20 protein-coding genes and 5 pseudogenes are annotated in these 24,827 nt (G+C 47.8%); 4 read left to right on the top strand and 21 right to left on the bottom strand.

All coding sequences use genetic code 11. From position 1 onward, the window contains the following. Positions 1-57 precede the first annotated feature (57 nt). Positions 58-879, top strand: coding sequence for a serine O-acetyltransferase (gene cysE / locus ACJHX3_RS09825; RefSeq protein WP_001277561.1), 822 nt, complete (start codon positions 58-60; stop codon positions 877-879). 52 nt (positions 880-931) lie between these two features. Here cysE and trmL read toward each other — a convergent pair whose 3' ends face one another. The 7 genes from trmL to ACJHX3_RS09790 form a co-directional block, all read right to left on the bottom strand. Beyond that, positions 932-1,405 carry a tRNA (uridine(34)/cytosine(34)/5-carboxymethylaminomethyluridine(34)-2'-O)-methyltransferase TrmL gene (gene trmL / locus ACJHX3_RS09820; RefSeq protein ID WP_000932347.1) on the bottom strand — a complete coding sequence of 158 codons (474 nt, stop codon included), beginning with the start codon at positions 1,403-1,405 and terminating at the stop codon, positions 932-934. 47 nt (positions 1,406-1,452) lie between these two features. Further along, positions 1,453-2,643, bottom strand: a complete 1,191-nt coding sequence (lldD, locus tag ACJHX3_RS09815) for a quinone-dependent L-lactate dehydrogenase (protein ID WP_000586942.1) — start codon at positions 2,641-2,643, stop codon at positions 1,453-1,455. Next, positions 2,640-3,416 (bottom strand): transcriptional regulator LldR, encoded by a 777-nt coding sequence (gene lldR / locus ACJHX3_RS09810; protein ID WP_001304974.1) that lies wholly within the window; start codon positions 3,414-3,416, stop codon positions 2,640-2,642. The genes lldD and lldR overlap by 4 nt, the downstream gene beginning before the upstream one ends. Beyond that, positions 3,416-5,071 carry an L-lactate permease gene (gene lldP, locus ACJHX3_RS09805; protein ID WP_001306611.1) on the bottom strand — a complete coding sequence of 552 codons (1,656 nt, stop codon included), beginning with the start codon at positions 5,069-5,071 and terminating at the stop codon, positions 3,416-3,418. Before lldP ends, lldR begins: the two co-directional genes overlap by 1 nt. A gap of 297 nt (positions 5,072-5,368) precedes the next feature. Further along, positions 5,369-10,396, bottom strand: a complete 5,028-nt coding sequence (locus ACJHX3_RS09800; RefSeq protein WP_410236137.1) for a YadA-like family protein — start codon at positions 10,394-10,396, stop codon at positions 5,369-5,371. Positions 10,397-10,439: 43 nt separating this feature from the next. Then, positions 10,440-11,123: a DUF3251 domain-containing protein gene (locus ACJHX3_RS09795; RefSeq protein WP_001049677.1), complete on the bottom strand. Its 684-nt coding sequence runs from the start codon at positions 11,121-11,123 to the stop codon at positions 10,440-10,442. 558 nt (positions 11,124-11,681) lie between these two features. Further along, complete coding sequence (locus tag ACJHX3_RS09790) at positions 11,682-12,044, bottom strand: YibL family ribosome-associated protein (protein WP_000665680.1); 363 nt, start codon at positions 12,042-12,044, stop codon at positions 11,682-11,684. 283 nt (positions 12,045-12,327) lie between these two features. Between ACJHX3_RS09790 and yibT the strand changes: the two genes are divergently transcribed. Continuing rightward, positions 12,328-12,537: a protein YibT gene (yibT, locus tag ACJHX3_RS09785; RefSeq protein WP_000517100.1), complete on the top strand. Its 210-nt coding sequence runs from the start codon at positions 12,328-12,330 to the stop codon at positions 12,535-12,537. An 11-nt stretch (positions 12,538-12,548) separates the two neighbouring features. Here the strand turns inward: yibT and mtlR are convergent, their stop codons facing one another. From mtlR to mtlA, 3 genes are all read right to left on the bottom strand, one after another. Beyond that, entirely contained in the window at positions 12,549-13,136 is a 588-nt protein-coding gene (gene mtlR / locus ACJHX3_RS09780) for a mannitol operon repressor MtlR (RefSeq protein ID WP_000228269.1), read from the bottom strand. Next, positions 13,136-14,284, bottom strand: coding sequence for a mannitol-1-phosphate 5-dehydrogenase (gene mtlD, locus ACJHX3_RS09775; protein ID WP_024042033.1), 1,149 nt, complete (start codon positions 14,282-14,284; stop codon positions 13,136-13,138). The genes mtlR and mtlD overlap by 1 nt, the downstream gene beginning before the upstream one ends. Positions 14,285-14,512: 228 nt before the next feature. Next, on the bottom strand, positions 14,513-16,426 hold the full coding sequence (gene mtlA, locus ACJHX3_RS09770) for a PTS mannitol transporter subunit IICBA (protein ID WP_000093252.1): 1,914 nt from the start codon (positions 16,424-16,426) through the stop codon (positions 14,513-14,515). A 536-nt stretch (positions 16,427-16,962) separates the two neighbouring features. Here mtlA and ACJHX3_RS09765 point away from each other — a divergent pair. Both ACJHX3_RS09765 and ACJHX3_RS09760 read left to right on the top strand, forming a co-directional pair. Next, a complete protein-coding gene (locus ACJHX3_RS09765; RefSeq protein ID WP_000479624.1) occupies positions 16,963-17,325 on the top strand; it encodes a DUF3302 domain-containing protein in 363 nt (120 codons plus the stop codon). 2 nt (positions 17,326-17,327) lie between these two features. After that, a complete protein-coding gene (locus ACJHX3_RS09760; RefSeq protein ID WP_000364934.1) occupies positions 17,328-18,464 on the top strand; it encodes an HlyD family secretion protein in 1,137 nt (378 codons plus the stop codon). 457 nt (positions 18,465-18,921) lie between these two features. On the opposite strand, the pseudogene ACJHX3_RS09755 reads toward ACJHX3_RS09760, so the two are convergent. From ACJHX3_RS09755 to ACJHX3_RS09705, 11 genes and pseudogenes are all read right to left on the bottom strand, one after another. Continuing rightward, positions 18,922-19,438 (bottom strand): annotated as a pseudogene (locus ACJHX3_RS09755) (Imm57 family immunity protein). A gap of 4 nt (positions 19,439-19,442) precedes the next feature. Further along, a complete protein-coding gene (locus ACJHX3_RS09750; RefSeq protein ID WP_371736995.1) occupies positions 19,443-19,898 on the bottom strand; it encodes a tlde1 domain-containing protein in 456 nt (151 codons plus the stop codon). Beyond that, a pseudogene (locus ACJHX3_RS09745) lies at positions 19,875-20,275 on the bottom strand (RHS domain-containing protein); the annotation flags it as partial. The gene ACJHX3_RS09750 and the pseudogene ACJHX3_RS09745, both read right to left, overlap by 24 nt. 18 nt (positions 20,276-20,293) lie before the next feature. Continuing rightward, the gene (locus tag ACJHX3_RS09740; protein ID WP_000072870.1) at positions 20,294-21,136 is read right to left on the bottom strand and encodes a HEAT repeat domain-containing protein; all 843 of its coding nucleotides are present in this window, start codon (positions 21,134-21,136) and stop codon (positions 20,294-20,296) included. A gap of 104 nt (positions 21,137-21,240) precedes the next feature. Next, a pseudogene (locus ACJHX3_RS09735) lies at positions 21,241-21,617 on the bottom strand (NTF2 fold immunity protein). Beyond that, positions 21,589-21,675: pseudogene (locus ACJHX3_RS09730) on the bottom strand (pentapeptide repeat-containing protein); the annotation flags it as partial. The pseudogenes ACJHX3_RS09735 and ACJHX3_RS09730, both read right to left, overlap by 29 nt. A 39-nt stretch (positions 21,676-21,714) precedes the next feature. Continuing rightward, positions 21,715-21,954, bottom strand: a pseudogene (locus tag ACJHX3_RS09725) (pentapeptide repeat-containing protein); the annotation flags it as partial. 252 nt (positions 21,955-22,206) lie between these two features. Continuing rightward, positions 22,207-22,509: a DUF6258 family protein gene (locus ACJHX3_RS09720; protein WP_247180473.1), complete on the bottom strand. Its 303-nt coding sequence runs from the start codon at positions 22,507-22,509 to the stop codon at positions 22,207-22,209. A 600-nt stretch (positions 22,510-23,109) separates the two neighbouring features. Next, positions 23,110-23,457, bottom strand: a complete 348-nt coding sequence (locus tag ACJHX3_RS09715) for an NTF2 fold immunity protein (protein WP_001246151.1) — start codon at positions 23,455-23,457, stop codon at positions 23,110-23,112. Between the two features lie 168 nt (positions 23,458-23,625). After that, positions 23,626-24,195 (bottom strand): hypothetical protein, encoded by a 570-nt coding sequence (locus ACJHX3_RS09710; protein ID WP_000816740.1) that lies wholly within the window; start codon positions 24,193-24,195, stop codon positions 23,626-23,628. Then, positions 24,192-24,827, bottom strand: a 636-nt coding sequence (locus ACJHX3_RS09705) for an RHS repeat-associated core domain-containing protein (RefSeq protein WP_059333206.1), incomplete at its 5' end; no start/stop codon positions are given. The genes ACJHX3_RS09705 and ACJHX3_RS09710, both read right to left, overlap by 4 nt.

Genomic DNA, 24,827 nt, shown 5'->3' with positions numbered 1-24,827 from the left:
CTATGACCCGGCCCGCGCAGAACGGGCCGGTCATTATCTCATCGTGTGGAGTAAGCAATGTCGTGTGAAGAACTGGAAATTGTCTGGAACAATATTAAAGCTGAAGCCAGAACCCTGGCGGACTGTGAGCCAATGCTGGCCAGTTTTTACCACGCGACGCTACTCAAGCACGAAAACCTGGGCAGTGCACTGAGCTACATGCTGGCGAACAAGCTGTCATCGCCAATTATGCCTGCCATTGCTATCCGCGAAGTGGTGGAAGAAGCCTACGCCGCCGACCCGGAAATGATCGCCTCTGCGGCCTGTGATATTCAGGCGGTGCGTACCCGCGACCCGGCAGTCGATAAATATTCGACGCCATTGTTATATCTGAAAGGTTTTCATGCCTTGCAGGCCTATCGTATCGGTCACTGGCTGTGGAATCAGGGCCGCCGCGCACTGGCAATCTTTCTGCAAAACCAGGTTTCTGTGACGTTCCAGGTTGATATTCACCCGGCAGCAAAAATTGGCCGCGGTATCATGCTTGACCATGCGACGGGCATCGTCGTCGGTGAAACGGCGGTGATTGAAAACGACGTATCGATTCTGCAATCTGTGACGCTTGGCGGTACGGGTAAATCTGGTGGCGACCGTCATCCGAAAATTCGTGAAGGTGTGATGATTGGCGCGGGCGCGAAAATCCTCGGCAATATTGAAGTTGGGCGCGGCGCGAAGATTGGCGCAGGTTCCGTGGTGCTGCAACCGGTGCCGCCGCATACCACCGCCGCTGGCGTTCCGGCACGCATTGTCGGCAAGCCGGATAGCGATAAACCGTCAATGGATATGGATCAGCATTTCAACGGTATTAACCATACGTTTGAATATGGGGATGGGATCTGACGTCCTGTGATTGTGCCGGATGCGATGTAATCATCTATCCGGCATACAGTAACTAATCTCTCAACACCGCTCCCGGATATCCCAGCTGCCGCCAGGCTTCATACACCACGACCGACACCGCATTGGACAGGTTCATGCTGCGGCTGTCCGGCACCATTGGAATGCGAATTTTTTGTTCAGCGGGCAGGGCATCAAGAATGCTTGCTGGCAGGCCGCGTGTTTCCGGGCCGAACATCAGATAATCGCCATCCTGATAGCTTACGGCGCTGTGAGCAGGCGTACCTTTCGTGGTGAGGGCAAACAGGCGCTGGGGATTTTCTGCTTCGAGGAACGCGCGATAGTCATGATGACGCGTAACGGCGGTAAACTCGTGATAGTCCAGCCCCGCGCGGCGCAGGCGCTTATCGTCCCAGGCAAATCCCATTGGTTCGATGATATGCAGACGAAAGCCGGTATTAGCGCAAAGACGGATGATGTTGCCAGTATTTGGCGGAATTTCTGGTTCGTAAAGTACGATGTTTAGCATACTGCCCCCTTAGTGCGGGGGCAGGATAGCAGATATTCGTCTAACCCTTAAGCTGCATTCCCTTTCGCCATCGGAGCTAGTGCCGCAGGCAATTCTTTACCCAGCCCCTGCACCAGCGAATCTTGCGTAATTTCGCTAATCGATTTCGCGCCAGTCAGCGTCATTGCCACTTTCATCTCTTTTTCGATTAGATTAAGCAGATTTGCCACGCCCGCCTGGCCCGCTGTTGCCAGCGCATACAGGAAAGCACGACCCAGCAGTACGGTGTCGGCACCGAGCGCAATCATACGCACGACATCAAGCCCGTTACGAATCCCGCTATCTGCCAGAATGGCAATATCACCTTTCACCGCATCCGCAATAGCGGGCAATGCACGAGCGGAAGAGAGTACACCGTCCAGCTGGCGGCCACCGTGGTTAGAAACCACAATCCCATCAGCACCAAAACGTACTGCATCGCGCGCATCTTCCGGATCGAGGATCCCTTTGATCACCATCGGGCCATCCCAGAAATCGCGGATCCACTCAAGGTCTTTCCATGAGATGGACGGATCGAAGTTATTCCCCAGCCAGCCGATGTAATCTTCCAGTCCGGTCGGTTTGCCGAGGTAAGCCGAAATATTACCTAAATCATGTGGACGACCGTTCAGGCCCACATCCCACGCCCATTGCGGATGCGTCACCGCCTGCAAATAGCGGCGCATTGCCGCGTTCGGGCCGCTCATCCCAGAATGTGCATCACGGTAACGTGCGCCCGGTGTCGGCATATCCACGGTGAAAACCAGCGTCGAACAACCCGCTGCTTTTGCTCGCTCCAGCGCGTTACGCATAAAGCCGCGATCGCGCAGCACATAAAGCTGGAACCACATCGGACGTTTGATAGCTGGAGCGACTTCTTCAATCGGGCAAACGGAAACCGTCGAGAGAGTAAACGGAATACCATGCGCATCCGCCGCTTTGGCAGCCTGAACTTCGCCACGACGCGCATACATGCCACACAAACCCACCGGAGCCAGCGCCACCGGCATCGACAATTTCTCATTAAACAGCGTCGTTTCCAGGCTTAAGTCAGACATGTTTTTCAGAATACGCTGGCGCAGCGCCACTTCTGACAAATCATCCACGTTGCGGCGCAGCGTGTATTCAGAATATGCACCCCCATCCATATAGTGGAACAGGAACGGCGGCAGAATGCGTTGTGCTGCGGCGCGATAATCGCTGGCTGCGGAAATAATCATGCGTTTTTCTCCCTCGAATGCTCATTATGGTCACCAGGCAGGCGGGTAATGCGTGCATGGCGAGCTTGATCTTCATCGAATCGTTTCATGGTGGTGTGAACAAAGCTAAGGTGCGCCATCATTGCTTTACGCGCCCCGTCAGCATCACCGGCAAAAATGGCGTCAATGACTGCCTGATGTTGTTCGGTCAGCTGTGAAAAAACCGGGGGTACCAGATACATCCGCTGGCGGCTATGCTTCACAGAGGATTGCAGGACATCGAAGAAACCGCGCATGGTTTGCAGCAGCACGATGTTATGTGAGGCTTCGGCAATCGCCAGATGAAAACGAACGTCCGCTTGTGAGGCGAGATCCGGGTCTTCACTTAGCGTTGCTTCAAAGCAAAGCTGAATTTTCTCTTTTTCGCCTGGTGTGGCGCGCATTGCCGCATGCCACGCGGTGCTGGCTTCAATGGCGTAGCGGGCTTCCAGAATATCGAAACTGTAATCCGGATCATCGGCCATCAGCGTTTTCAGCGGCTGGACGATGTTTTGCTCCGACCATGTGTCATGACGCCAGCGAATAAACGTCCCGCCGCCGCGTCGACTAAGCAGCACGCCTTCGCTCACCAGTTTTGCCAGCGCCTCGCGCAGTGAATTACGCGATACGCCGAGTTGCATCGCCAGTTGACGTTCAGCGGGCAACTTCATGCCCGCCTCCAGGTTTTTTTCATCAATCAGCGCCCGCACTCGATCGGCAACCTCGTCTGACAGGCGTCTGGGTAAAACAATCATTAAGGAATCATCCACGTTAAGACATAAGCCTGAAGCGTGGTGATCACGCCCACCATACAGGTGAAGATCAGGCTGTGTTTGACGGTAAAGCGGAACAGATCTGACTCTTTGCCTACCAGGCCTACCGCCGCACAGGCGATAGCGATAGATTGCGGAGAGATCATCTTACCGGTGACACCACCGGTGGTGTTGGCGGCAACCAACAATAGGTCAGAAACGCCAATTTGTTGTGCTGCAGTGGCTTGCAGGGCGGCGAACAGGGCGTTAGATGAGGTATCCGATCCGGTCAGGAAGACACCAAGCCAGCCGAGGAACGGCGAGAAGAAGGTGAATGCATGGCCGGTGTGCGCCAGTGCCAGCGCCAGCGTTGATGACAGTCCGGAATAGTTCGAGATAAAAGCGAACGCCAGCACCATACCGATGGAGTAGATAGGCAGAGCCAGTTCTTTCAGCGTGCTGCCGAAGGTGCTGATAGCGTCAGATGGTTTCATCTTCAGCCAGACAATCGAGAGCAGGGCAGCAAAAAGAATGGCGGTACCGGTGGCAGAGAACCAGTCGAACTTAAACACGGCGGCATACGCTGTCGCTTCGCTGACCACTGGCGGCATACGGGCAACCAGTTTATCGAGGTACGGCACCGGAATATTGATCACCCATTCATACAGCGCACCACCCGAAGCGAACAGGGCTTTAAACGGTGGAATACTCCACAGCGTTACGGTGGCGGTCAGGAACAGGAACGGTGTCCAGGCGCGAAGCACCTGACCTGCGGTGTAACCGGTGTGAGCCAGCGTCATATCAACCTGTGACGCCCCCAAGTCACCGAAGCGGAATACGCGCACTGGTTGCCAGCGTTTGAGGAACAGCGTCAGGCAGAGCAGTGATACCAGCGAAGAGATAATGTCTGGCAGTTCCGGCCCAATGAAGTTAGAGCTGAGGTATTGAGCAATGGCAAACGAACCACCTGCAACCACGACCGCAGGCCACGTCTCTTTGATACCGCGCCAACCGTCCATAATCGCCATGATCCAGAACAGCACGATAATGGTCATAAACGGCAGCTGACGCCCCACCATCTGACCAATCTCAAAGCTGTCGATGCCTGTTACCTGCCCGGCGACCAGAATCGGAATACCCATCGCGCCAAATGCCACTGGCGCGGTGTTAACAATCAGGCACAGCCCGGCGGCGTACAGCGGTTTAAAGCCCAGGCCGACCAGCAATGCGGCGGTAATTGCTACCGGTGCGCCAAAGCCTGCGGCTCCTTCAAGGAAAGCGCCGAAACAGAAACCGACGATCAGCATTTGCAGGCGCTGGTCAGGGGTTATCGAAAGAATAGACGAGCGGATGATGTCAAACTGCCCGGTTTTCACCGAGATCTTATAGACGAACACCGCTGCAATAATGATCCACGCGATGGGCCACAAACCGTAGAAGAAGCCATAAATCACCGAGGCCAGCGCGTTAGCGACCGGCATTTTATAGAACAGCAAAGCCACGGCAAGGGCGATTGCCACCGTCCATGAGGCGGCGACATAACCTTTGAGTTTGAGCTTAATCAGCGCAAAGAAGAAAAACAGGATGGGAAGCGATGCTATCAGACTGGAAAGCCAGATATTCCCGGCGGGATCGTAGTTTTGTTGCCAGAGATTCATTGCAGGTCTCCTGGAGTCCACGCACATCGTGTAATGAGTCTGATGCTCATCTCCTTGTCACACGTTGTGTAAAAGTGGTACTGCCAATTGTGTTGTGTAGGGATAATGACAATGAATGGTTAACTAAATGTTATGCATTGGCAATATTGATGTGAGTTTTAATTGGGGAATTGTGAACCAGAGGTCAGATAAGCGAAGAATTGGTAGGGCCAATTCTTGGTGGAGGGAGATGTCTGGTAAAGAAAAGGGCAATCCTCATCAGAGAATTGCCCTTAGTCACACTAAGTTAATGGAGCATTACCACTGAATACCGGCACCGAGCGCGGCGGAGTATTCACCCTGGCTATTGGTACTACCTTGTAATTTGTAGACCCAACGACCATTGGCGCTCACCATCGACACACCTAAAGCAACAGCCGATTCACCATTGTAAGTACCGCCACCAATAGAGGCCATGCTGGCACCTGGAGTGTAAGCCTGCGGCAGACCGGTCATTGCCATTGCAGAAGCGATACCACCGCTCAACTTGCTTTCGGTTTTGGACAGTTTGTTATCCATCTCAACCATCCGCTGATCGGTATATTGCTTCGTTTCCTGCACGCTTTGCTTCAGCTGCGCATAGTTCACTGCGTCGTTGTTGTTGACGCCAGCGGAGACGTTGCTGATGCGAGTCGTACCGCCATTACCACCACCGAGAGTGATGTTGCTGTAGTCTATAGAACCATCAGCTTTGGTGTCGTAACGAACGCCGCCTGCCTCAGAAGACTTCAGCTGCGAAACGTTAACCGCATCGGTGGCATTAACACCTGCAGCAACGTTGGTGATACGACGCTGGTTGGTAGAAGAACCCACAGAGATGGTGTTTTCTTCGTTGGCCACGGAACCGGTACCCAGCGCGACGCTGTTGTCAGCGGCAGCAATGGAACCAGAACCAATCGCAACACTATCTTTACCCTGCGCGTTGGCATCTACGCCATCGGTGTTGGTCTTGAAGTATTTGGTGCTACCGGTGGTTACGATATCGCCAATGCCGTTTTCGATATTGGTAACGCGAGTATCCAGATTCGTCACCTGATTGTTCAGGTTAGTAATGCTCTGGGTATTTTGCGCTACGCGCTCATCAGTGACTTTCAACTGACCTACGTTAACCGCATCGGTATCCGCTGAACCAGCCGCGACGTTGGTGATCTGACGTTGACCGTCTTCGCTGCCGACAGAGAATTCACCGACAGAATTCTGCGGCGCGTCCATGTTGTAGGCGGTGTAGTCAGTCTGCGCACCACGGGTGGTCTGGGAACCACTACCCATCGCAATACTGTTTGCATGATTTGCACTCGCGTTGCTACCGATAGCAATACCGTTGATTGCATCAGTTAACACCAGAGTGTTCAGGCCAATACCGATCCCTGCATCACCATTAACAATGGTTTTCGCACCCATTGCCAGCGAGTCTTCACCGACAGCCAGTGAATCTTCAGCTGTTGAGTTAGCGTGGAAGTATTTGGTCGGCGTGGTAGCGACTGCACCAATGGCATTTTGCAACTGGCGAACCGTAACGGCGTCATGGGCTTCGGAACCATCGGCTACGTTGATGATTTGACGATATTTACCGTCATCACCAATAGACAACGCACCAAGTAGTTCGCCATCCGTGGTGTCATAACCAATCACAACACCTTCTTCCGACACGCTGGTGTCACGAGAACCTTTAACTATTACACGGCTGGAAACGGAACTGCTACCCAGGGCGATACCCGTATCAACGGAGCTGCTGCTACCTTGACCAATGGCTACGCTGCTTTCGCCTGAGGCGACAGCGTTATAACCCACAGCCATAGCGCCAATACCTGAAGCGCTGGCATCGTTGAACGCTAAGCCGTTGTCGTTGGTACGTACATAGTTAATGCCCGCACCGTTATCTTCGATGTAGGTTTCGCTGGTGTTACCGGCAAGCTGATTGATGATTTCGCTGTTCTGCTGGATCAGCATATTGGTGTTAAACAGCTGAGAACCGTTGATGGCGTCAGTGCTGCCTTCGCCAATGTTACCATCAGCAACATTTGTGATGATGCTGGCCTTGCCGTCATGGCTGGCGTTGTAGGCACCTGCGCCGTCATTGGCTGTTGCATCCCACAGCAGAGCGTTATCGTCGAGCGCATCCAGGGCGTCACCGACGTTGTTGTACTCGGCATTTGCAATGGTGTAAGTCGGCGCAGTAATAGAACCATCAGCGTTAACTTCTGCGTCACCACCCAGGGCATCGGCAATGTACTTGTTGGTGGTATACAGTTGTGAACCGTTAATGGCATCGCTGCTGGTGGCAGAGATTGCACCGTTAGCGACGTTAGTGATTACACTGGCTGTTTTATCTTTTCCGTGAGCGGCGCTAAATGCACCATTGCCATCATTGGCTGTTGCATCCCACAACAGAGCGTCATCCAGCGTGGTATCGATCGCTTCCAGCGCGTCACCGACGTTGCTGTAACTGCCGCCAGCGATGGCATAAGTCGGTGCGGTGATTGTGCCGTCAGCATTGACTTCTGCGTCACCACCCAGAGTATCGGCAATGTACTTGCTGGTGTCATAGAGCTGTGAGCCGTTAATAGCGTCGCTGCTGGTAGAGGAAATTGCACCGTCTGCAACATTAGTAATGATGCTGGCCGTGTTATCTTTTCCGCGACCGGCGCTAAACGCACCGTCACCGCCCTTGGCGGTCGCATCCCAGAGTAGGGCATCACCGAGTGATGTGCTAAATGACGTGTTAATGGCAGCCAGAGCATCACCGACGTTATTGTAGTCAGTACCACCAATAGTGTAGGTTGGCCCGGTTAATACACCCGCATCACTGATATCAGCACCACCGCCAAGGTATGACGTAAATGAATCAGCTAAGCCATAAAGTTGTGAGCCATTAATGGCGTCAGTGCTATCAGAGGATACAGTGCCTGCCAGTAAGTTGGTGATTTTGCTGTCAGTACCGTTGGTGCCGTGTTTGGCACTGAATGCACCCGCCGTAGCGTTCCACAGCAGAGAGTCATCACCGAGACTGTCAACAGCGTCAGTCAGGTTGGTGATGTTGGTGGTATTCGTGGCGATATTGGTGGTGTTGGTTGCCACATTATCGTTGGTGGTTTTGAGCTGAGAGCCGTTAACCGCGTCAGTGCTGCCAGCCGTCAGGTCACCGTCTTTGACGTTAGTGATTTTGCTGGTGGCATCAGTACCGTGCGCGGCGCTGAATGCTTTCGCTGCATCATTCCACAGCAGAGAGTCATCACCGAGACTGTCAACAGCGTCAGTCAGGTTGGTGATGTTGGTGGTGTTCGTGGCGATATTGGTGGTGTTGGCTGCCACGGCATCGTTAGTGGTTTTGAGCTGAGAGCCGTTAACCGCGTCAATGCTGCCAGCCGTCAGGTCACCGTCTTTGACGTTAGTGATTTTGCTGGTGGCATCAGTACCGTGCGCGGCACTGAATGCCCCCGCAGTAGCGTTCCACAGCAGAGAGTCATCACCGAGACTGTCAACAGCGTCAGTCAGGTTGGTGATGTTGGTGGTGTTCGTGGCGATATTGGTGGTGTTGGCTGCCACGGCATCGTTAGTGGTTTTGAGCTGAGAGCCGTTTACCGCGTCAGTGCTGCCAGCCGTCAGATCACCGTCTTTGACGTTGGTGATTTTGCTGGTGGCATCGGTACCGTGAGCGGCGCTGAATGCGGTGCCATTCCACAGCAGGGCATCGTCTTTAAGGTCGCCAACGGAATCAGTCAGGTTGGTGATATTGGTGGTGTTGGTCGCTACGTTATCGTTGGTGGTTTTCAGCTGAGAGCCGTTAATGGCGTCTTTACTGGTAGCCGAAATATCGCCATCTTTTACATTGATGATTTTGTTTTCTGCTACGGTACTGGCAATCGTTCCATCAGCATTTTTAACAATATAACTGGCGCTGAAAGCCCCTTTAGCTGAGTCCCAGTGCAGAGTTTCATTGTCAAGGTACTGGAGTGCTTCACCAACGTTATTGAAATCCCTTTTCTTCAGTTTATAAGACATCCCCTTTATTGTTCCGTTACTGGCTACATCTGCTCCGCCTCCCAGCCTGTCTGCTACCGACCGACTAATGGCGTAAAGTTGTGAACCGTTAATGGCTTCTTTACTGTCTGTTGAGATTTCACCTGCCGCCATATTGACGATGCGACGCTGTGCTGACCCTGAGCCGACCGACACAACGTTGTCTTCATCTGCAGTAGAGCTTGCACCAATCGCGACGGAATTATTCCCTCCTGCAGAAGATGAACTTCCCAATGCAAGACTGTTTGATCCAACCGCAGAACTTCCTGTACCGATCGCAATAGCATTTGCGGTTGATGCGCTGCTGTTCTGGCCTAATGCAATGGTGTTTGTGTTTGATGCTTGCGCATTTTGCCCCAAGGCAAGAGCACTTGCGCCAGCAGCCGCTGCTGTATATCCCAGGGCAACAGAACCTTCACCTGTTGAATCACTGTTTGCACCTAATGCAAGACTGTTTTTGCCTCGAGCTTTCGCTTTAGTACCTACAGCCGTCGCATTTTCAGCGGCTTCGCTTTCAGCACCAATCGTAATGGCGTTCGCTGCACTGGCAAGTGATTGTCTACCTAATGCGAGGCTGTCTACGCCAGCAGCAGCACTGTTGCGGCCTACTGCAATCGCGTTAGCCGCAGATGCGGCGCTACTTGCACCCAGCGCCATTGAATATTCTTTTGACGCATTGGCATTATCACCGAGGGCGATGCTCATAATTTCGTAAGCTTTAGCCGTATTTCCTAACGCAATAGTTTTTTCACCATCGGCAAGGGAGGAGTCCCCAACAGCAAGAGATGTAAAACCGTTCGTCTTTGCGTAACGACCAAGAGCCATCGAACGATCGCCAGTTGCTGTTGAAGATGCACCCAGCGCGACACTTCTGTCACCTAATGCTTTTGCACTAACCCCAAACGCCATGGATGCTCCACCACTTGCGAGGGTTTTTGACCCGATGGCAGAGCTGTACTCACCTTCGGCTATCGCGTCATAACCTAAAGCTGTACTCGCGCCACTTGTGTTTATAAAGGTATTTGCTTTTGAACCTTTACCGATAGCAACCCAGCCGTCACCTGCTGAGCCATCGCCATAATCAGTTGGCTGCCCAGTGTAATTATCTGCACTTGCCCCAAACGACGACAACAGCCCACCCGCAACCAGCGCAGAAATTAACAGCTTACTGCGTCCGCTCTTTTTGCCACGGCTCTTCGCCGTTTCGCTGGCAACGCTGTAACTGCCCGTCGCTGGATTCCAGATAACTTTAAAAATTTTGTTCATTATTGATGCTCTCTATTCCTTGATATAAGCGCAGAAGCTGCATTTATTTTTTGTTTTTTCGCTGCCGAGTTTCAGCAGATTGAACAGTGTCGAACTGGAGATTTGCCATATTGATGGACAACTTCAGATACTTCAGGTTATTAGGCGAAACGCCTTTTAATGTCAGATTAATGTCTTGCCATTGACCAGGCATTAATTGCAGAGTGGAATTCATGGTGGTGTTGAAAAGTAATTGTTGCCACTTCGCCAGAGCTTTGGCATCGGTGGGTCTTTCATTGCCCCATGTCGCATGAAAGCCAATATTTGATACGGGAACGCTTAATAGATTGACTAGTGAAATACGAATAACGCTGCCGTTTTCAACCGCATCAATAGCCAGCACCCGACCTGCCAAACCGACAGAACCGTTATTTAGAATGAAGTATTGTGTTTGTGCCGGGTTAAATTCTGTAAAGACAAATTCGTCCTGTTTGTCTTTAACCGCTTTCACCACGCCAGCGAGCGTCTTGGTACTATTTATGATAGTAGTTTGTTGTTTTTCAAAATGTTCTATCTTTCGCTTATCGAGTTCCTGTTGTTTCTCAAGCGCCTCAATTTTGCTTTTTTGCAACTCTTGCTGTGTAACGAGGTCGTCGACCTTACTCGCTTTTTCAATATAGTCACACCCTGCCAATAAGCAGAGAGGCACTATTATTAACACGCTTAACAGTGTTTTCTTTAGGTTCATAGGATGAATTCCTTTTCATAATCCCGATACAGTTGATAATTACGGCACAATCATTTTTTTTATGAATGATTAGAGTGGAGCATATCCGACAAATAAATTTGTTAGAGAATTTTTGTATTAATTGGTTGTGCGAATATGTTATTAAGTGTCAAACAATTTTGGTTTGTAGCCAATAATATTAATCGCGCGGATTTTAATGATCGGTGTCAATCAATGTCAAATGTTTCACCGGATAAAGGCCCAGGGCAGGGAAAGGTAAATATTCAGTTGAGTGATGTTTTATTGCGAAGTTTGCGATGCTGATAGAAAAATTTAAATAATTAATTATGTTTCAAGCATTGATATGCGGCAATTCATTGTTAATATTGATACATCATTCTTTAATTTGTACCGGATTTTCAGAATTTAGCCTGCTCCGAGCGCTCAGAAGTGTAGGTGGAGTTGAATATATAATGTTAAGAACGTTATAAATATTCGATCGCTAAAACAGGCTCCTGCATGTGCCAGCAGGAGCGAGTAAATCGTGAGTGGCTGTAATTACAGCGACGAGAAAGGAACTTAAAACGCAGTCTTAGAGAACCCTGTCATCTCTTGTAGGCCCATTTCGCGGCCCAGCGCGGTCATTGGGTGCACAACGACCAGTCCGCGAACGCTCTTCTTCAGTTTGCCCATATCAGCTTGCTCTTTTTTAGTAATCGCGCGCTGGAACGGCATCTTCATCAGCTTCTGTGCTTCCTTACTGAGTTTCTGGCTGTGAACTTCGCGCAGGCGAGCAATTTCTGCTTCCAGAGTGGCTTTCTCTTTTTCCAGTTCAGCATATTTGTCTGCGGCTTCAACCAGCGACAGATCGGCCTGCTGGTGGCGGATGGCGTCCAGACGATCGCTGAGACGTTTGATTTCGTTTTTTTCGACTTCTTTCATGTGATGGCTTCTGATAAAGATAAATTTATAGCCCCTAGTATGCGCGACCAGGTGCTTTGTTCACAACTGATGACATTGCAATAGTTCTATAACGTAAACATTAACATGCTTAAAAACTACGCAATTTATTGATTAATTAAGAAATTTAAAGAAAAAAGATAGTTAATAGAAACGGATGATTATTGAGGATTGAGCACGTTTTCCTTAATGTCATTTATACCGGGATCTAAACTAAAATTGGCGGCCGCGCATTCCCGGCGCGGGGTAATACGGAGATATCATCATGGGCAAATTAGGTGAAAACGTTCCGCTTCTTATCGATAAAGCCGTAGATTTCATGGCATCGAGCCAGGCGTTCCGGGAGTATCTGAAAAAACTACCTCCCCGTAACGCGATTCCGTCCGGAATACCTGATGAAAGCGTGCCGTTATATCTACAACGTCTGGAGTATTATCGTCGGCTTTATCGGCCGAAGCAGGTAGAGGGGCAGTAAGCAGACGTTGCTTACTTTTGGAAGGCTTTTTTTAAGCTGATTTTGGAAATCAGCTCTGTCAGTGAAAGGACCATTGTTGATCGCACAGCCTGTTGGTAACGCTGAATTTGCATTGCATACAAACTGGAGTCTGCAGGTTCAAACTGTGGCGGCGGTGGTAACGCCGCCACGCAATGCAGTTCACCAAAGGGTCCAAGGATTTCGTCGTCGGTAAACGCGTACTCGTTGCCGTCGTGATTTAGCTCTTCACGCAATGCCATCAGCAGTTCCGCATCTTCGTATTCCTGGCGGTTAATGACGCCCAACCCGTAAATGAGTTTTAAACGCACAGAAAGATCGCCCAGCGGACCGTCGCCGTCGAGTAACGGTTCTACAGCATACTTCACCGCGTAATCGTCTTTGCGGAATACCTGAAGCACCAGAAGATTTACCGCCTCGGTCAAAAGCTCGACGGCGGTGATCAGAAAGCTTCGCACGGTTTTGCCAGCATTCAGACGCTCAAGCACACGGTTTTCAAAGGCCTGGGTTTGTTCCATTGTTGCCTGCATATCTGACAATCTGTTATTCGGGCGCAGGGTGTCCTGCGCCTGGTCCACCATTATTGCATTGCTTTATAAGCGGTTACCGCCTCGGATACAACCTCGCTGTTGGCATCAAGACCGGAAATCTGTGCCAGCGCGGCTTGTGGGCCTTTGTCGGCAATCAGCGCTGCCAGTTCCTGAGCCTGCGGATCATCTTCACTGCGGAAGTGCATTGCAGCGGCAATACCTTCAATCAGGTTTTTATGTGGCAGACCATATTCCAGCGTTCCGAGCAGTGGCTTGATCAGACGGTCGCCAGCACTCAGTTTACGCAGCGGCTGACGGCCTACGCGCTCTACATCATCTTTCAGGTACGGGTTCTCGAAACGACCGAGGATTTTCCGGATGTACGCCGCATGTTTGTCTGCGTCAAAGCCGTAGCGCTTGATCAATACTGCACCACTTTCTTCCATCGCACCTTTTACCACCGCGCGGATTTTCTCGTCGAGAATAGCGTCACGAATGGTCTGATGACCGGCCATTTTTCCGAGGTACGCGGTTATAGCATGACCTGTATTCAGGGTGAAGAGTTTACGTTCGACAAATGCCATCAGGTTGTCGGTTAACTCCATGCCTGGAATGTTCGGCAACGCGCCTTTGAACTGGGTTTTATCAACAATCCATTCGCTGAATGTTTCTACCGTCACTTCCAGCGGATCGTTGGTTGCAGAAGCCGAAGGCGGCACGATGCGGTCAACGGCGGAATCGACAAAGCCAACGTGTTCTTCTACCCACGCTTTGGCATCTTCCGGCAGGGCGTTCATTATATGGCCTTTCAGCTGCGTGGTGCCGCGTACCATGTTTTCACAGGCGATGATGTTCAGCGGGGATTCATTACCTTGTTCTTTACGTTTCACCAGCCCTTTGGCGATTGCCGGGGCAATACGTTCCAGCACAACCGGACCAACGGCGGTAGTGACTAAATCAACCTGAGCAATCAGATCAACGACATCATCACCAATGCTGCTGACGGCATTGACGCCGGAAACGGTATCTACCTGCTCGGTTTCACCGACCACATGAACCTGATAGCTATGACGGGCATTCAGGGCATCAAGTACCACCTGATTGACATCGGCAAACGTCAGTTGGATACCCGCGTCTGCCAGCAGTTTACCGATAAAGCCACGACCGATATTACCTGCGCCAAAATGTAATGCTTTCATAGTATTAACCTTCATCAATGTTTTTACCCGAGAGGGCTGGGGTGAGGCTTTTCCCTCACCCAAACCCTCTCCGTGAGGAGAGGGGCCGCGCCGGATGCGGCGTAAACGCTTTATCCGGCCTACAAGAACGTGCAAATTCAACAAACTGCGCTTTGTTTTGTAGGCCTGATAAGCGTAGCGCATCAGGCAATAAGCCCCACCTTCTCCATGTGGAGAGGTGGGATTGGATTACTTACGACCTGCCAGCAGTTCCAGCACTTCATCCACGCTGGTGGTGTGTGCCAGACGCTCGATGACGGATTCATCATCCAGTGCATTGGTCAGGCTGGTGATAACCTGAATGTGCTCGTTGTTACGGGCAGCAATACCAATCACCAGACGGGCAATGTCATCTTCTTCTTCACCGAAGCGCACGCCTTCCGGGTACTGGCAGAACACCACGCCCGTTTTGAGTACGCGATCTTTCGCTTCAACCGTACCGTGTGGCACCGCGATAGACTCACCCAGATAAGTCGGGGTCAGTTTTTCACGATCCAGCATCGCCTGAACGTATTCTGGCTCAACGTAACCGCCTTTCACCAGCTGCTCGCCAGCAAAACGAATCGCTTCTTCTTTGGTTGCCGCTTTGCGACCGAGGAAGATGTTCTCCGCGCCCAGTTTGAACAGGTTAGCACTGGAATCGTCAAAGCTGTCTTTCAGACTGTCTTTCACTTTTACTTCGTTTTCAGTATGGCGCTGGGCAGCAACCAGACGTTCGGTCAGGCTGGTGTACAAGCCGCTGTCGAGGAAGTTGGTCAGCGAAATATGCTGTGCCTGCGGAACCTGGCGCATAGCGCGTTCGGTCAGGTCACGGTGAGTGATGACCAGGTCCACATCTGGCGGCAGGTTGTTGATCGCGCTGTTAGTAACAGAAATCTGCGACAGACCTGCATCCTGAATTTTCTTACGCAGCACACCTGCGCCCATCGCACTGGAACCCATACCGGCGTCACAGGCAACGATGATTTTACGTACGTGGCTCAGGTCGTTAGTCACATCGCCCGCAGACAGCGGGGACGCACCTTTAGACTCAGCTTTCATGTCCTGCATACGACGAGTTGCTGCTTCAATATCATCTTCTTCTTTCACTTTGCTGGTTTTCAGCAGAATGGCAGAGACAACGAAGGAGACAGCCATCGCCGCACACACACCCGCGATGTTAGCGAAATAAGCACCTTTTGGTGTCATCGCCAGTACCGCAAGGATAGAACCCGGAGATGCCGGAGAAACCAGACCACCGCCCAGGATAGTCAGCGTGAACACGCCAGTCATACCGCCGAGAATAACGGCCAGAATCAGACGTGGATTCATCAGCACATACGGGAAGTAGATTTCGTGGATACCGCCCAGGAAGTGGATGATTGCCGCACCGCCCGCAGACTGTTTAGCGCTACCACGACCAAAGAACATGTACGCCAGCAGCACGCCCATACCCGGACCTGGGTTAGCTTCAATCAGGAAGAAGATGGATTTACCCAGTTCATGGGACTGCTGAATACCCAGCGGCGAGAAGATACCGTGGTTAATGGCGTTGTTGAGGAACAGGATTTTCGCCGGTTCAACAAAGATAGACGCCAGCGGCAGCATGTCATGGACAACCATGAAGTTAACGCCCGCAGCCAGCATTTTGGACAGGGCTTCAACAATCGGGCCAATGCCGAGGAATGCCAGAATAGCGAGGATCATCCCGATGATGCCTGCGGAGAAGTTATTCACCAGCATCTCAAAACCGGATTTGATCTTACCGTCTACCCAGCGGTCGAAGTGCTTAATGCACCAGCCGCCCAGCGGACCTGCAATCATCGAACCGAGGAACATCGGCATATCTGCGCCGACGATAACGCCCATGGTGGTGATGGCACCGACTACACCGCCACGTTCGCCGCCTACCAGCTTACCACCGGTATAACCGATCAGCAGCGGCAGGAGATAAGTGATCATCGGCCCGACCAGCTTCGCCAGCGTTTCGTTCGGTAACCACCCTGTTGGAATAAATAACGCGGTGATGATACCCCACGCGATAAACGCGCCGATATTTGGCATCACCATGTTGCTGAGGAAACGACCAAAGCTTTGCACTTTGATCTTAATATCGGATGACATAAAAACACCCCTTCTTATGTTTGCTGTCGCGCAGGCTGGAAGCCCGAGGTTTTTTGTTAATGTGGCGGCAGAGGTAGCCGGACCTTGTAGATACTGCGAAATCTGGCACTGAATCGGTTAACTGTCCAGTCGACGGCCTTTTGTGTGATATCGGTCACATAAATATAGGGGGTAGAGAGGTAATTGACGTGATGCTCATCACAAAACGCTTGTGTAAAAAAGCAACAAGGCGGCGATTTTCGCTAAAAATGGCATTTAAATGTGAGTAATGTCACATTTTTGTTTTGTTGGTTTGTTGAATCTTTGTGATCTGAATCACAAGATATTTTCTTACGACGTTCACCTGATGTGATCTGCAGCATGTTATGCCCTCGTCATAAAATCGTTATGTAACTAAGCAACTCATCACCTCTAAAAATTATTCTTTGGTGTTATGGCGAGAATCGCGAACCCGAATTATTGTCAAAATATCAGCCTGACTCCCTTCTGGCTGCCAGCCAAAAAACAACACTGATAAACGTGAATCCGAGGCAGATATGTTTCTAAACTATTTCGCGTTGGGAGTGCTGATCTTCGTCTTTCTGGTGATTTTTTATGGAATCATCGCGATACATGACATCCCTTATCTGATTGCCAAAAAGCGCAACCATCCCCATGCCGACGCTATTCATACGGCGGGCTGGGTGAGCCTGTTTACTCTGCATGTTATCTGGCCGTTTCTGTGGATCTGGGCGACGCTCTATCAACCGGAGCGTGGCTGGGGTATGCAGTCACATGTTGCGTCGCAGGAGAAAGCGACTGACCCGGAAATCGCCGCACTTTCTGACCGAATTTCCCGGCTGGAGCATCAACTCGCCGCCGAGAAAAAGACTGACTATTCCACGTTCCCGGAGATCTAATTATGGATCTATTGATCGTTTTAACTTACGTGGCGCTGGCGTGGGCGGTCTTTAAAATCTTCCGCATTCCGGTGAATCAGTGGACGCTGGCGACGGCGGCGCTGGGAGGCGTGTTTCTGGTGAGTGGTTTGATTTTGTTGATGAACTACAATCACCCTTACACTTTTACCGCGCAAAAGGCAGTGATAGCGATCCCCATCACGCCACAGGTGACGGGAATTGTTACTGAAGTCACTGACAAGAATAATCAGCTTATTCAAAAGGGCGAGGTGCTTTTTAAACTCGACCCGGTTCGTTACCAGGCGCGAGTTGACAGACTTCAGGCTGACCTGATGACGGCGACGCATAATATAAAGACGCTGCGCGCGCAGCTCACTGAAGCGCAGGCCAACACCACCCAGGTTTCAGCGGAGCGCGACCGTCTATTTAAAAATTATCAACGTTATCTGAAAGGCAGCCAGGCGGCGGTGAATCCGTTCTCGGAACGTGACATCGACGATGCGCGGCAAAACTTCCTCGCGCAGGACGCGCTGGTGAAAGGCTCGGTGGCGGAGCAGGCGCAGATCCAGAGCCAGCTCGACAGTATGGTTAACGGCGAGCAATCGCAGATTGTGAGCTTAAGAGCGCAACTTACTGAAGCAAAATATAACCTTGAGCAGACTGTCATTCGCGCACCAAGCAATGGCTACGTTACTCAGGTACTGATCCGCCCAGGTACATACGCAGCTGCCTTGCCGCTACGTCCGGTGATGGTTTTCATCCCCGAGCAAAAACGGCAAATTGTCGCCCAATTTCGGCAAAACTCGCTGTTACGTCTGAAACCCGGCGATGATGCGGAAGTGGTGTTTAACGCGCTACCTGGGCAGGTGTTCCACGGCAAACTGACCAGTATTTTACCTGTCGTGCCAGGCGGTTCGTATCAGGCGCAAGGGGTATTGCAATCATTAACGGTCGTGCCCGGCACGGACGGTGTGCTGGGAACCATTGAACTGGACCCTAACGCTGATATCGATGCCTTACCCGACGGCATCTACGCCCAGGTGGCAGTTTACTCCGACCATTTCAGCCATGTTTCGGTGATGCGGAAGGTGCTGCTGAGAATGACCAGTTGGATGCATTATCTTTATTTGGATCATTGAGTAGGGAAGGGGGAGATTATGGAACTTTGCTCCCTGTAAGGACTAATTATTTTTGCATATTACTTCATTGGCTGCGATGATTTTTCGTTAATATCTATTATGTTAAGAAGTTCGGGATGAGTGTGAACTCATTGGATTTTTTATCCGTCTTGATCTGCCGAAGGATCAGACCATACATTGTCGAGATCGCAATGATGATATGAGTTGTTCCTCTGCCACGGCTCTAATCAAAAAAGAGCAGGAGTGCTTTTCCATCTATTGCAATGATGGCTTTATTATCTGAAGGATGACAGTCACATTTAAAAATATTTAATTTATAGATCACAATGTAGGTTCATGTAATATATGTATACAACTATTTTTCTCTTCACTTTTAATTATCGTATTCATTATAACACTAAGTTAAAAAACTCCTGGAGAGTGAGTCATTAATATATTTTTAAATATAATTAAGTTATTATTCATCGATGCATTTTATAGAATCATCAATGGCTACAATAGTACTATTAACTCTCCAATTTATATTTTTATTATCATTGCAAATATTAACTGAATCTATATCAATGATTTTTTTATTTTTATCTTTTATTTACAGTTTCAATGCAATCAGCGACAAGTTGGTGTGGATTTAGATTCTTCAGATATGGTCTTATGATCTTTCCCTTGCTTAATAAATAGCATGTATAGGATTCGGAAAGTCCAGCATCTATTTTGTACATCATTATTCTAGATAAGGATGTGAGAAATGCCTTGTTATCATTAGCAGCCATATATGCCAGTCCGAGTTCAGCCTCTGCGGCTTTACATGAAAAATAGCTAAGTGAACACGCTTTTCGTCCCTCTTGGGTACTGGCTGATATTAGTGCCCATAATATTGCCTTGTCTGCCAAATCCAACTCTCTCTGAAATTGGTTTACAGTAACTGCATTCGCAGAAATAGAGAAAAAAAGCACAATTGTTAATAACCTTGCCATATTTCTAGTCCGTCACTGTTAATGTGCTATCTGGCTCTGAAAATATTAGCTCATTTAATTTTTGCATGTCATTAGATGAACCAGTTATACAACCCTCGGAACAGAATCGAGGTCCTAAAGATGGACCGAAAGCGTTTAAACAACTATGTGTTAAAAATCCATCACGATTATACGTTTCTGTATTTGCTGACGGTACTAAACGTATACCATTAGGTTTTCTATTAGTTGCTCCAGGACCATTAACATTCCAGCTCCATACCCCTGGAGGTATTGGGCCTCTATTTTGTAAGTGTGTACAACCAGGATTATTTTTACATTGCATATTATTACCATTATTACCAGAGGCGACTGAAATAGTAAGCACACCATAAGAATTATCATCACTTGGCGTATCTGAAACGCATGAAAGCATACCTAAAGTTATGCTGTATAAACAGGTCGCTAATCCCAACGGGTCAATATCAGTTATCGGATTCAACGGATACTGATAAAAATTCCATCCCCCCTTCAGTCCAATCGGATCCTGAGTGATATACCGCCCCTGCAGCTGGTGCGGGTTCTCTTCATTCAGCAGGTTGCCCCACTCATCGTATTCTGCGCACCATTCTGTTGCCCCTTCCGTGCTGATAAGCACCAGCGGCAGGCCGCGATGGTCGCAGTGGTACAGGTGGATTTTTCGCGCCGGCGTGTACACCGGGTCCATCTGGTTTTGCATCTGCGCCACCGTCAGGCCGCACGATGCCAGCCAGCGTCGGCTTTCCTCACTCACCCGGTCAGCCAGGATTTCACTTTCCAGCCGGTCGAGCATCTGCACCGTGCCGGCGGGAATACCTCACTGTGCATAGGCAACTCACGCTATGAACGCTTCAGCTTATCAATAACGGAAGTTATAATTTCATTGTCATCAAACTTGTACAACATAGTATCTAAAACAGGAAGTAGCGTTTTATCACCTAATTCACCCGCAGCTTCAATGATATCATCATAAACAGTATTTTTTTTTAACTCATCGCATAAAACAGATAAAACCCTTTTATCTTTTCTGTAGGAAAGTCCGATTATTGCTTCAATACGGACTTCCTCATTTTTATCCTGAAGCATCTCCACAAAATAATCCCTAATATCACTATTATCATATTTATTGATATTTATTGCAAATGCGGCCCAGTTTCTGACATCTCCATTTGGATCTTTTAACAGATTAATCAATAGTGGAATTGTTTCTTTATCATTGATAACAGAAATAGCAAATGCCGTAGCACGTCTGACATTAGCCGATTTATCAAAAGCAGTAATTTGAGATTGTTCTACTATTTTAGGTGAATAAATTGGGTTTTTCTTGCATCGCTGAGCAGTTGACTCGATTGCTGTAGCTCGAACGCAAGCACTTTTATCATTCAGTGCCATCTTTTTTAAAATATTAAAAACGCTATCTTCGCATTTTTTGCAAACTTTTATTTGCCCGAGTATAAATGCTCCTATATCTCTACGGATATAATTTTTGTCAGCGCAGAATTCAATTGCCAATCTAACAGCGTCTTGCCCACCTCTTAGCTGCAATACTCTGGCAGATGAAATCCTTTTCAATGAATTGCGATTATCAAGTAAGCGAAATAATTCATCATCATTTAGTTTCTTACATTGATTGTATAAACCATACTCTTTACTTGCCTTTCTTTTCTGGTATGTATTCGACATTGCAGGAACCTCCATAAAGACTATCTTTTTCTATCGTTTGACTGTCTGGAGTCCTCCACCTACTCTGCCATCAGCACACACGATGTTTGTTTATCCTTACATACTTATTTTCCGTGGCCAAAATTTAGAATTCTCCCGTCATTTTTGCCTATTTCTATAATAAAAACCCTACCAGCAATTTGGTCTGATTCAATGGTGCCTTCAACAATCCAACTTGTTGGTAATTCCATGATTTTGTATGGTTTTTCTTCTTCTTCGGCATCATGTCCATAACGATTTTTAACATACATCTCAGCTAATTCCAATGCTATAGCTTTATTTTTGACCAAATTTCTAACGGTGTATTTCCCCTCACTTTCATACTTGCGCATTATAATAATATTATTACACTGCGCCCATGTGTTGTATGTAAAAATAAAGATACAATCACATAGGTTCTGAATAATATTTTCTTATACGTTGTCATGTATTTTGCAAACATTAGGCAATCCTTTTCCATTTATTATATCTTTCCCATGATTATCTATTGCTTTAAAATTTTCACCTATTGACCTTGAATTACTACAATCACTTCCAGTGAAATCTGAGTTATTCAGAATAGCATTCATCAGAGCCGCATTGCGAAAGACAGCATTTCTAGTTGATGTATGTTGAATCATTACATTTCTTAAATGAGTTTTTTCAAATTTCGCCCCATCAAGACAATAACCATTGAGGGTGGCACGATGTAGATTCATCCCGCTAAAATCATATCCAGCAAGAGTGGTACTATCTATCTCAAGAAATTTATTGGTTATTAAAAATGCGATTCTTATCATCTGTTCCTCCAATCATCTAACTCCCGAAAAATTTGAAAACCAGAACCTCGCTTAGGCCTGTGTCCATACTACGTGGGTAGGATTATTCTACGTACTACGCTGTTGTCCCTTACGTGCTGATAAGCGCCAGCGGCAGGTTATTCGGTTTGCGTCGTTGAGTTCACTACACTAAAACTCCGTGCCCATATAACCCAAGTCGGAGGCATGCCTTCCTCTGGTTCGTTCCATCTAAAATGTCTATACATAACATGGTTATTCAATTATTTTTTCTTTGAGTTTATTCTCAATCCAGCTGTCTTTATACCTGATGAAAATTTGACATTCACCAATATTATCAATGTCACCAACATTTGTGTTTCGAATTTGACCAACAGCAACTATAGTTGATTCAAAATATTCAACATTGACATTATCTGTAATTATTGAAATTATATAATCATCTGGAATAGAGCCATTAGGAGTTATATTGAAGAAACTAACATCTGAAAATACCAAATAACCATCTTCTAAGTCTTCATTATTATAAAAATTCCATTCTGTTGTACCATAGGCTATCCTTGAGATTAAATTAACCTGAATTCTAATTTGTTTACTCCATAAATCAAATTCAATTTTTTATTGCTCGATCACCAAGATATATTCTATCAAACATATTACCCCCCTATTCTAAAAATACTCAGGCATTCCGCACATTATATCAGCCTCATCTTGATTGCTTCCCGTTTCCCAATACGGCGGCGCGGGGAGTCATAAAGGTAAGAAATTTCCAGCAGTACGGCGTCCTATTGTTCACGGCGGTAATGCACCAGCCAGTATTGGCTATCGTAGTGATAACCGTGTAACCTGCCGCCGCATCGCGTATCTAATGTTCATTCTTTTCCATAAACCGTCCGTACACATTGTGATAGTAAAAATACAATACATCTTCGCTGATGCGGTTATTCTGCTGCATGTGGGAAGCGCCGAATACTGCTCCCGGTATGGCCAGTAATTACTATTTAGTACGACGTTAGGGGGAGTCACTTAATCTCACAGATACTTCAAGTAACAGATGAAAATCGCTCCTGAAATGAAAAAGAAATTTTTTTGAATGTGTTCCTGTCAAATCAAGTGGTTTTTTCGTCGATATGTAGAGTCATATTGTACACAAAATAGTTACGAAACACACCTTGGTAAAATATTTGAATCGTCTGAACAGTGGATTATTTTGTGTATTACATCCAACGCTTGCCCATCTTTTTTCGCTATTAGTATTGTAAAATTTCCTCCTAACGTCTTCGGTTGTTTTCCCTCGATTTTCCAACAATTATTGTCATCTGTAATACTATATGGTTTCTGAAATTCTGCTTTTTCTTTCCCGTATATATATTTAATATAAACATATGATAATTCCAAAGCCATTTCACGACTATTTACTAAAATTTCCGCTGAATTTTCTTTTCCAAATACTGAGTGTGATATTGTAAACAATATCATAATAAGTAATATTAGTGAGTTTCTCATGCTCTACACCTATCGAATCTCAAAAGTTGTGGGTAAAACATTACATTCAGAATATATGATATTCTTACCATCGGAATCCATTTTTCCAAATCGACCTTCTGGTGTTCCTGGATACCCATTAAGAACATATTTTTTCGAATAGTTAATTTATTTTCTCAGGAAGAGATTTTATTTTTCTTCACTACGAAGCAGTTCATGCTGTACTTTTGTTAAACATTCGTAAGACTCATCTTTGTTCGGGAGATGTGCTGTCATTCGAGCATAAGTTGGCTTCTCATCTTTAAAATATTTAACCATGATTGAATTATCAAGGACTGCCAACAACTGAGCTGGATCACTGCTCTTTTTTTGATAGATACCCGCTCTTATATAACTTCTAAACCGATCGCCGAGAAACGCCGTTTTTTCTGCTGTATTTAGCAACTCCTGCAACGTTCCTTTGGTTGCATGATTTTCATTAAGGCGTAGTGATCCGACGCGAATTAAGAGTCTCGCCCCGCTTGGTGTGAATTTGTTATTTTTACATATACCAAGCTCTGTTTGCCAATAATACTCACCTATGTCCTCATTCTGATACCATCTCCACATGGTTTTATTATTTAAGACAGGAAACGCGGAAAAAATAGTACCCTTAGTGAAAATGGTAAAGCAATCTTGATCTTTAGCTTGTGTTTCGCAATTAGCTATAACACCAAAACTAACGAATATCATCAGCAAAAAGAACAAAGCTCTTTTCATTTTCTTATTCCTCTCGATGTTCTCTGTTTCATTTTAGCTAAAATTTCACCCAAATCATCTATCCCTGCTGTTGCTGGCCCATCGGGTTTATTAATGTCTGGGAATAAATAGGGTTCTGCACAAGTATATCCTGGTGGTAATTGAGTTGTTGGCCAAGTTGTCTGTGGCAGGTAATCACTTGCTGTCTTTGTCTCCATCCCTGGATACTGGGGATCATCCTGCGGCGTACAAGTCAGATTGGGTTTTACCCACTTCCTGCAATACAGTGTGTAATCGTAAGGACTTAATGCTCTGAAGAATGTTTTGAAAACATTAGGCGCACTACTGGCCTGGTCAATAGGATATGGCAGTCTTAATTGTTTCGCTATGTCTGGCAACTTACTTGGATCGGGCGTAGGCGGTTTGTTGGGTCTCGCTCCATATCCGCCATTATTTAAGTGTCCATATTTAGATGCCAGTCCCATTGAATCTATATACTGAACCGGATTTAACGGATACTGATAAAAATTCCATCCCCCCTTCAGCCCAATCGGATCCTGAGTGATATACCGCCCCTGCAGCGGGTCATAATAGCGGTGGCGGTTGTAATACAGGCCTGACTCCTCATCATACTGCTGACCCGGCAGGCGGAT

The sequence above is a fragment of the Escherichia sp. WS1265 genome, assembly GCF_046487585.1.
Lineage (GTDB): Bacteria > Pseudomonadota > Gammaproteobacteria > Enterobacterales > Enterobacteriaceae > Escherichia > Escherichia coli.
This window is presented reverse-complemented; position numbering and strand designations above follow the sequence as displayed.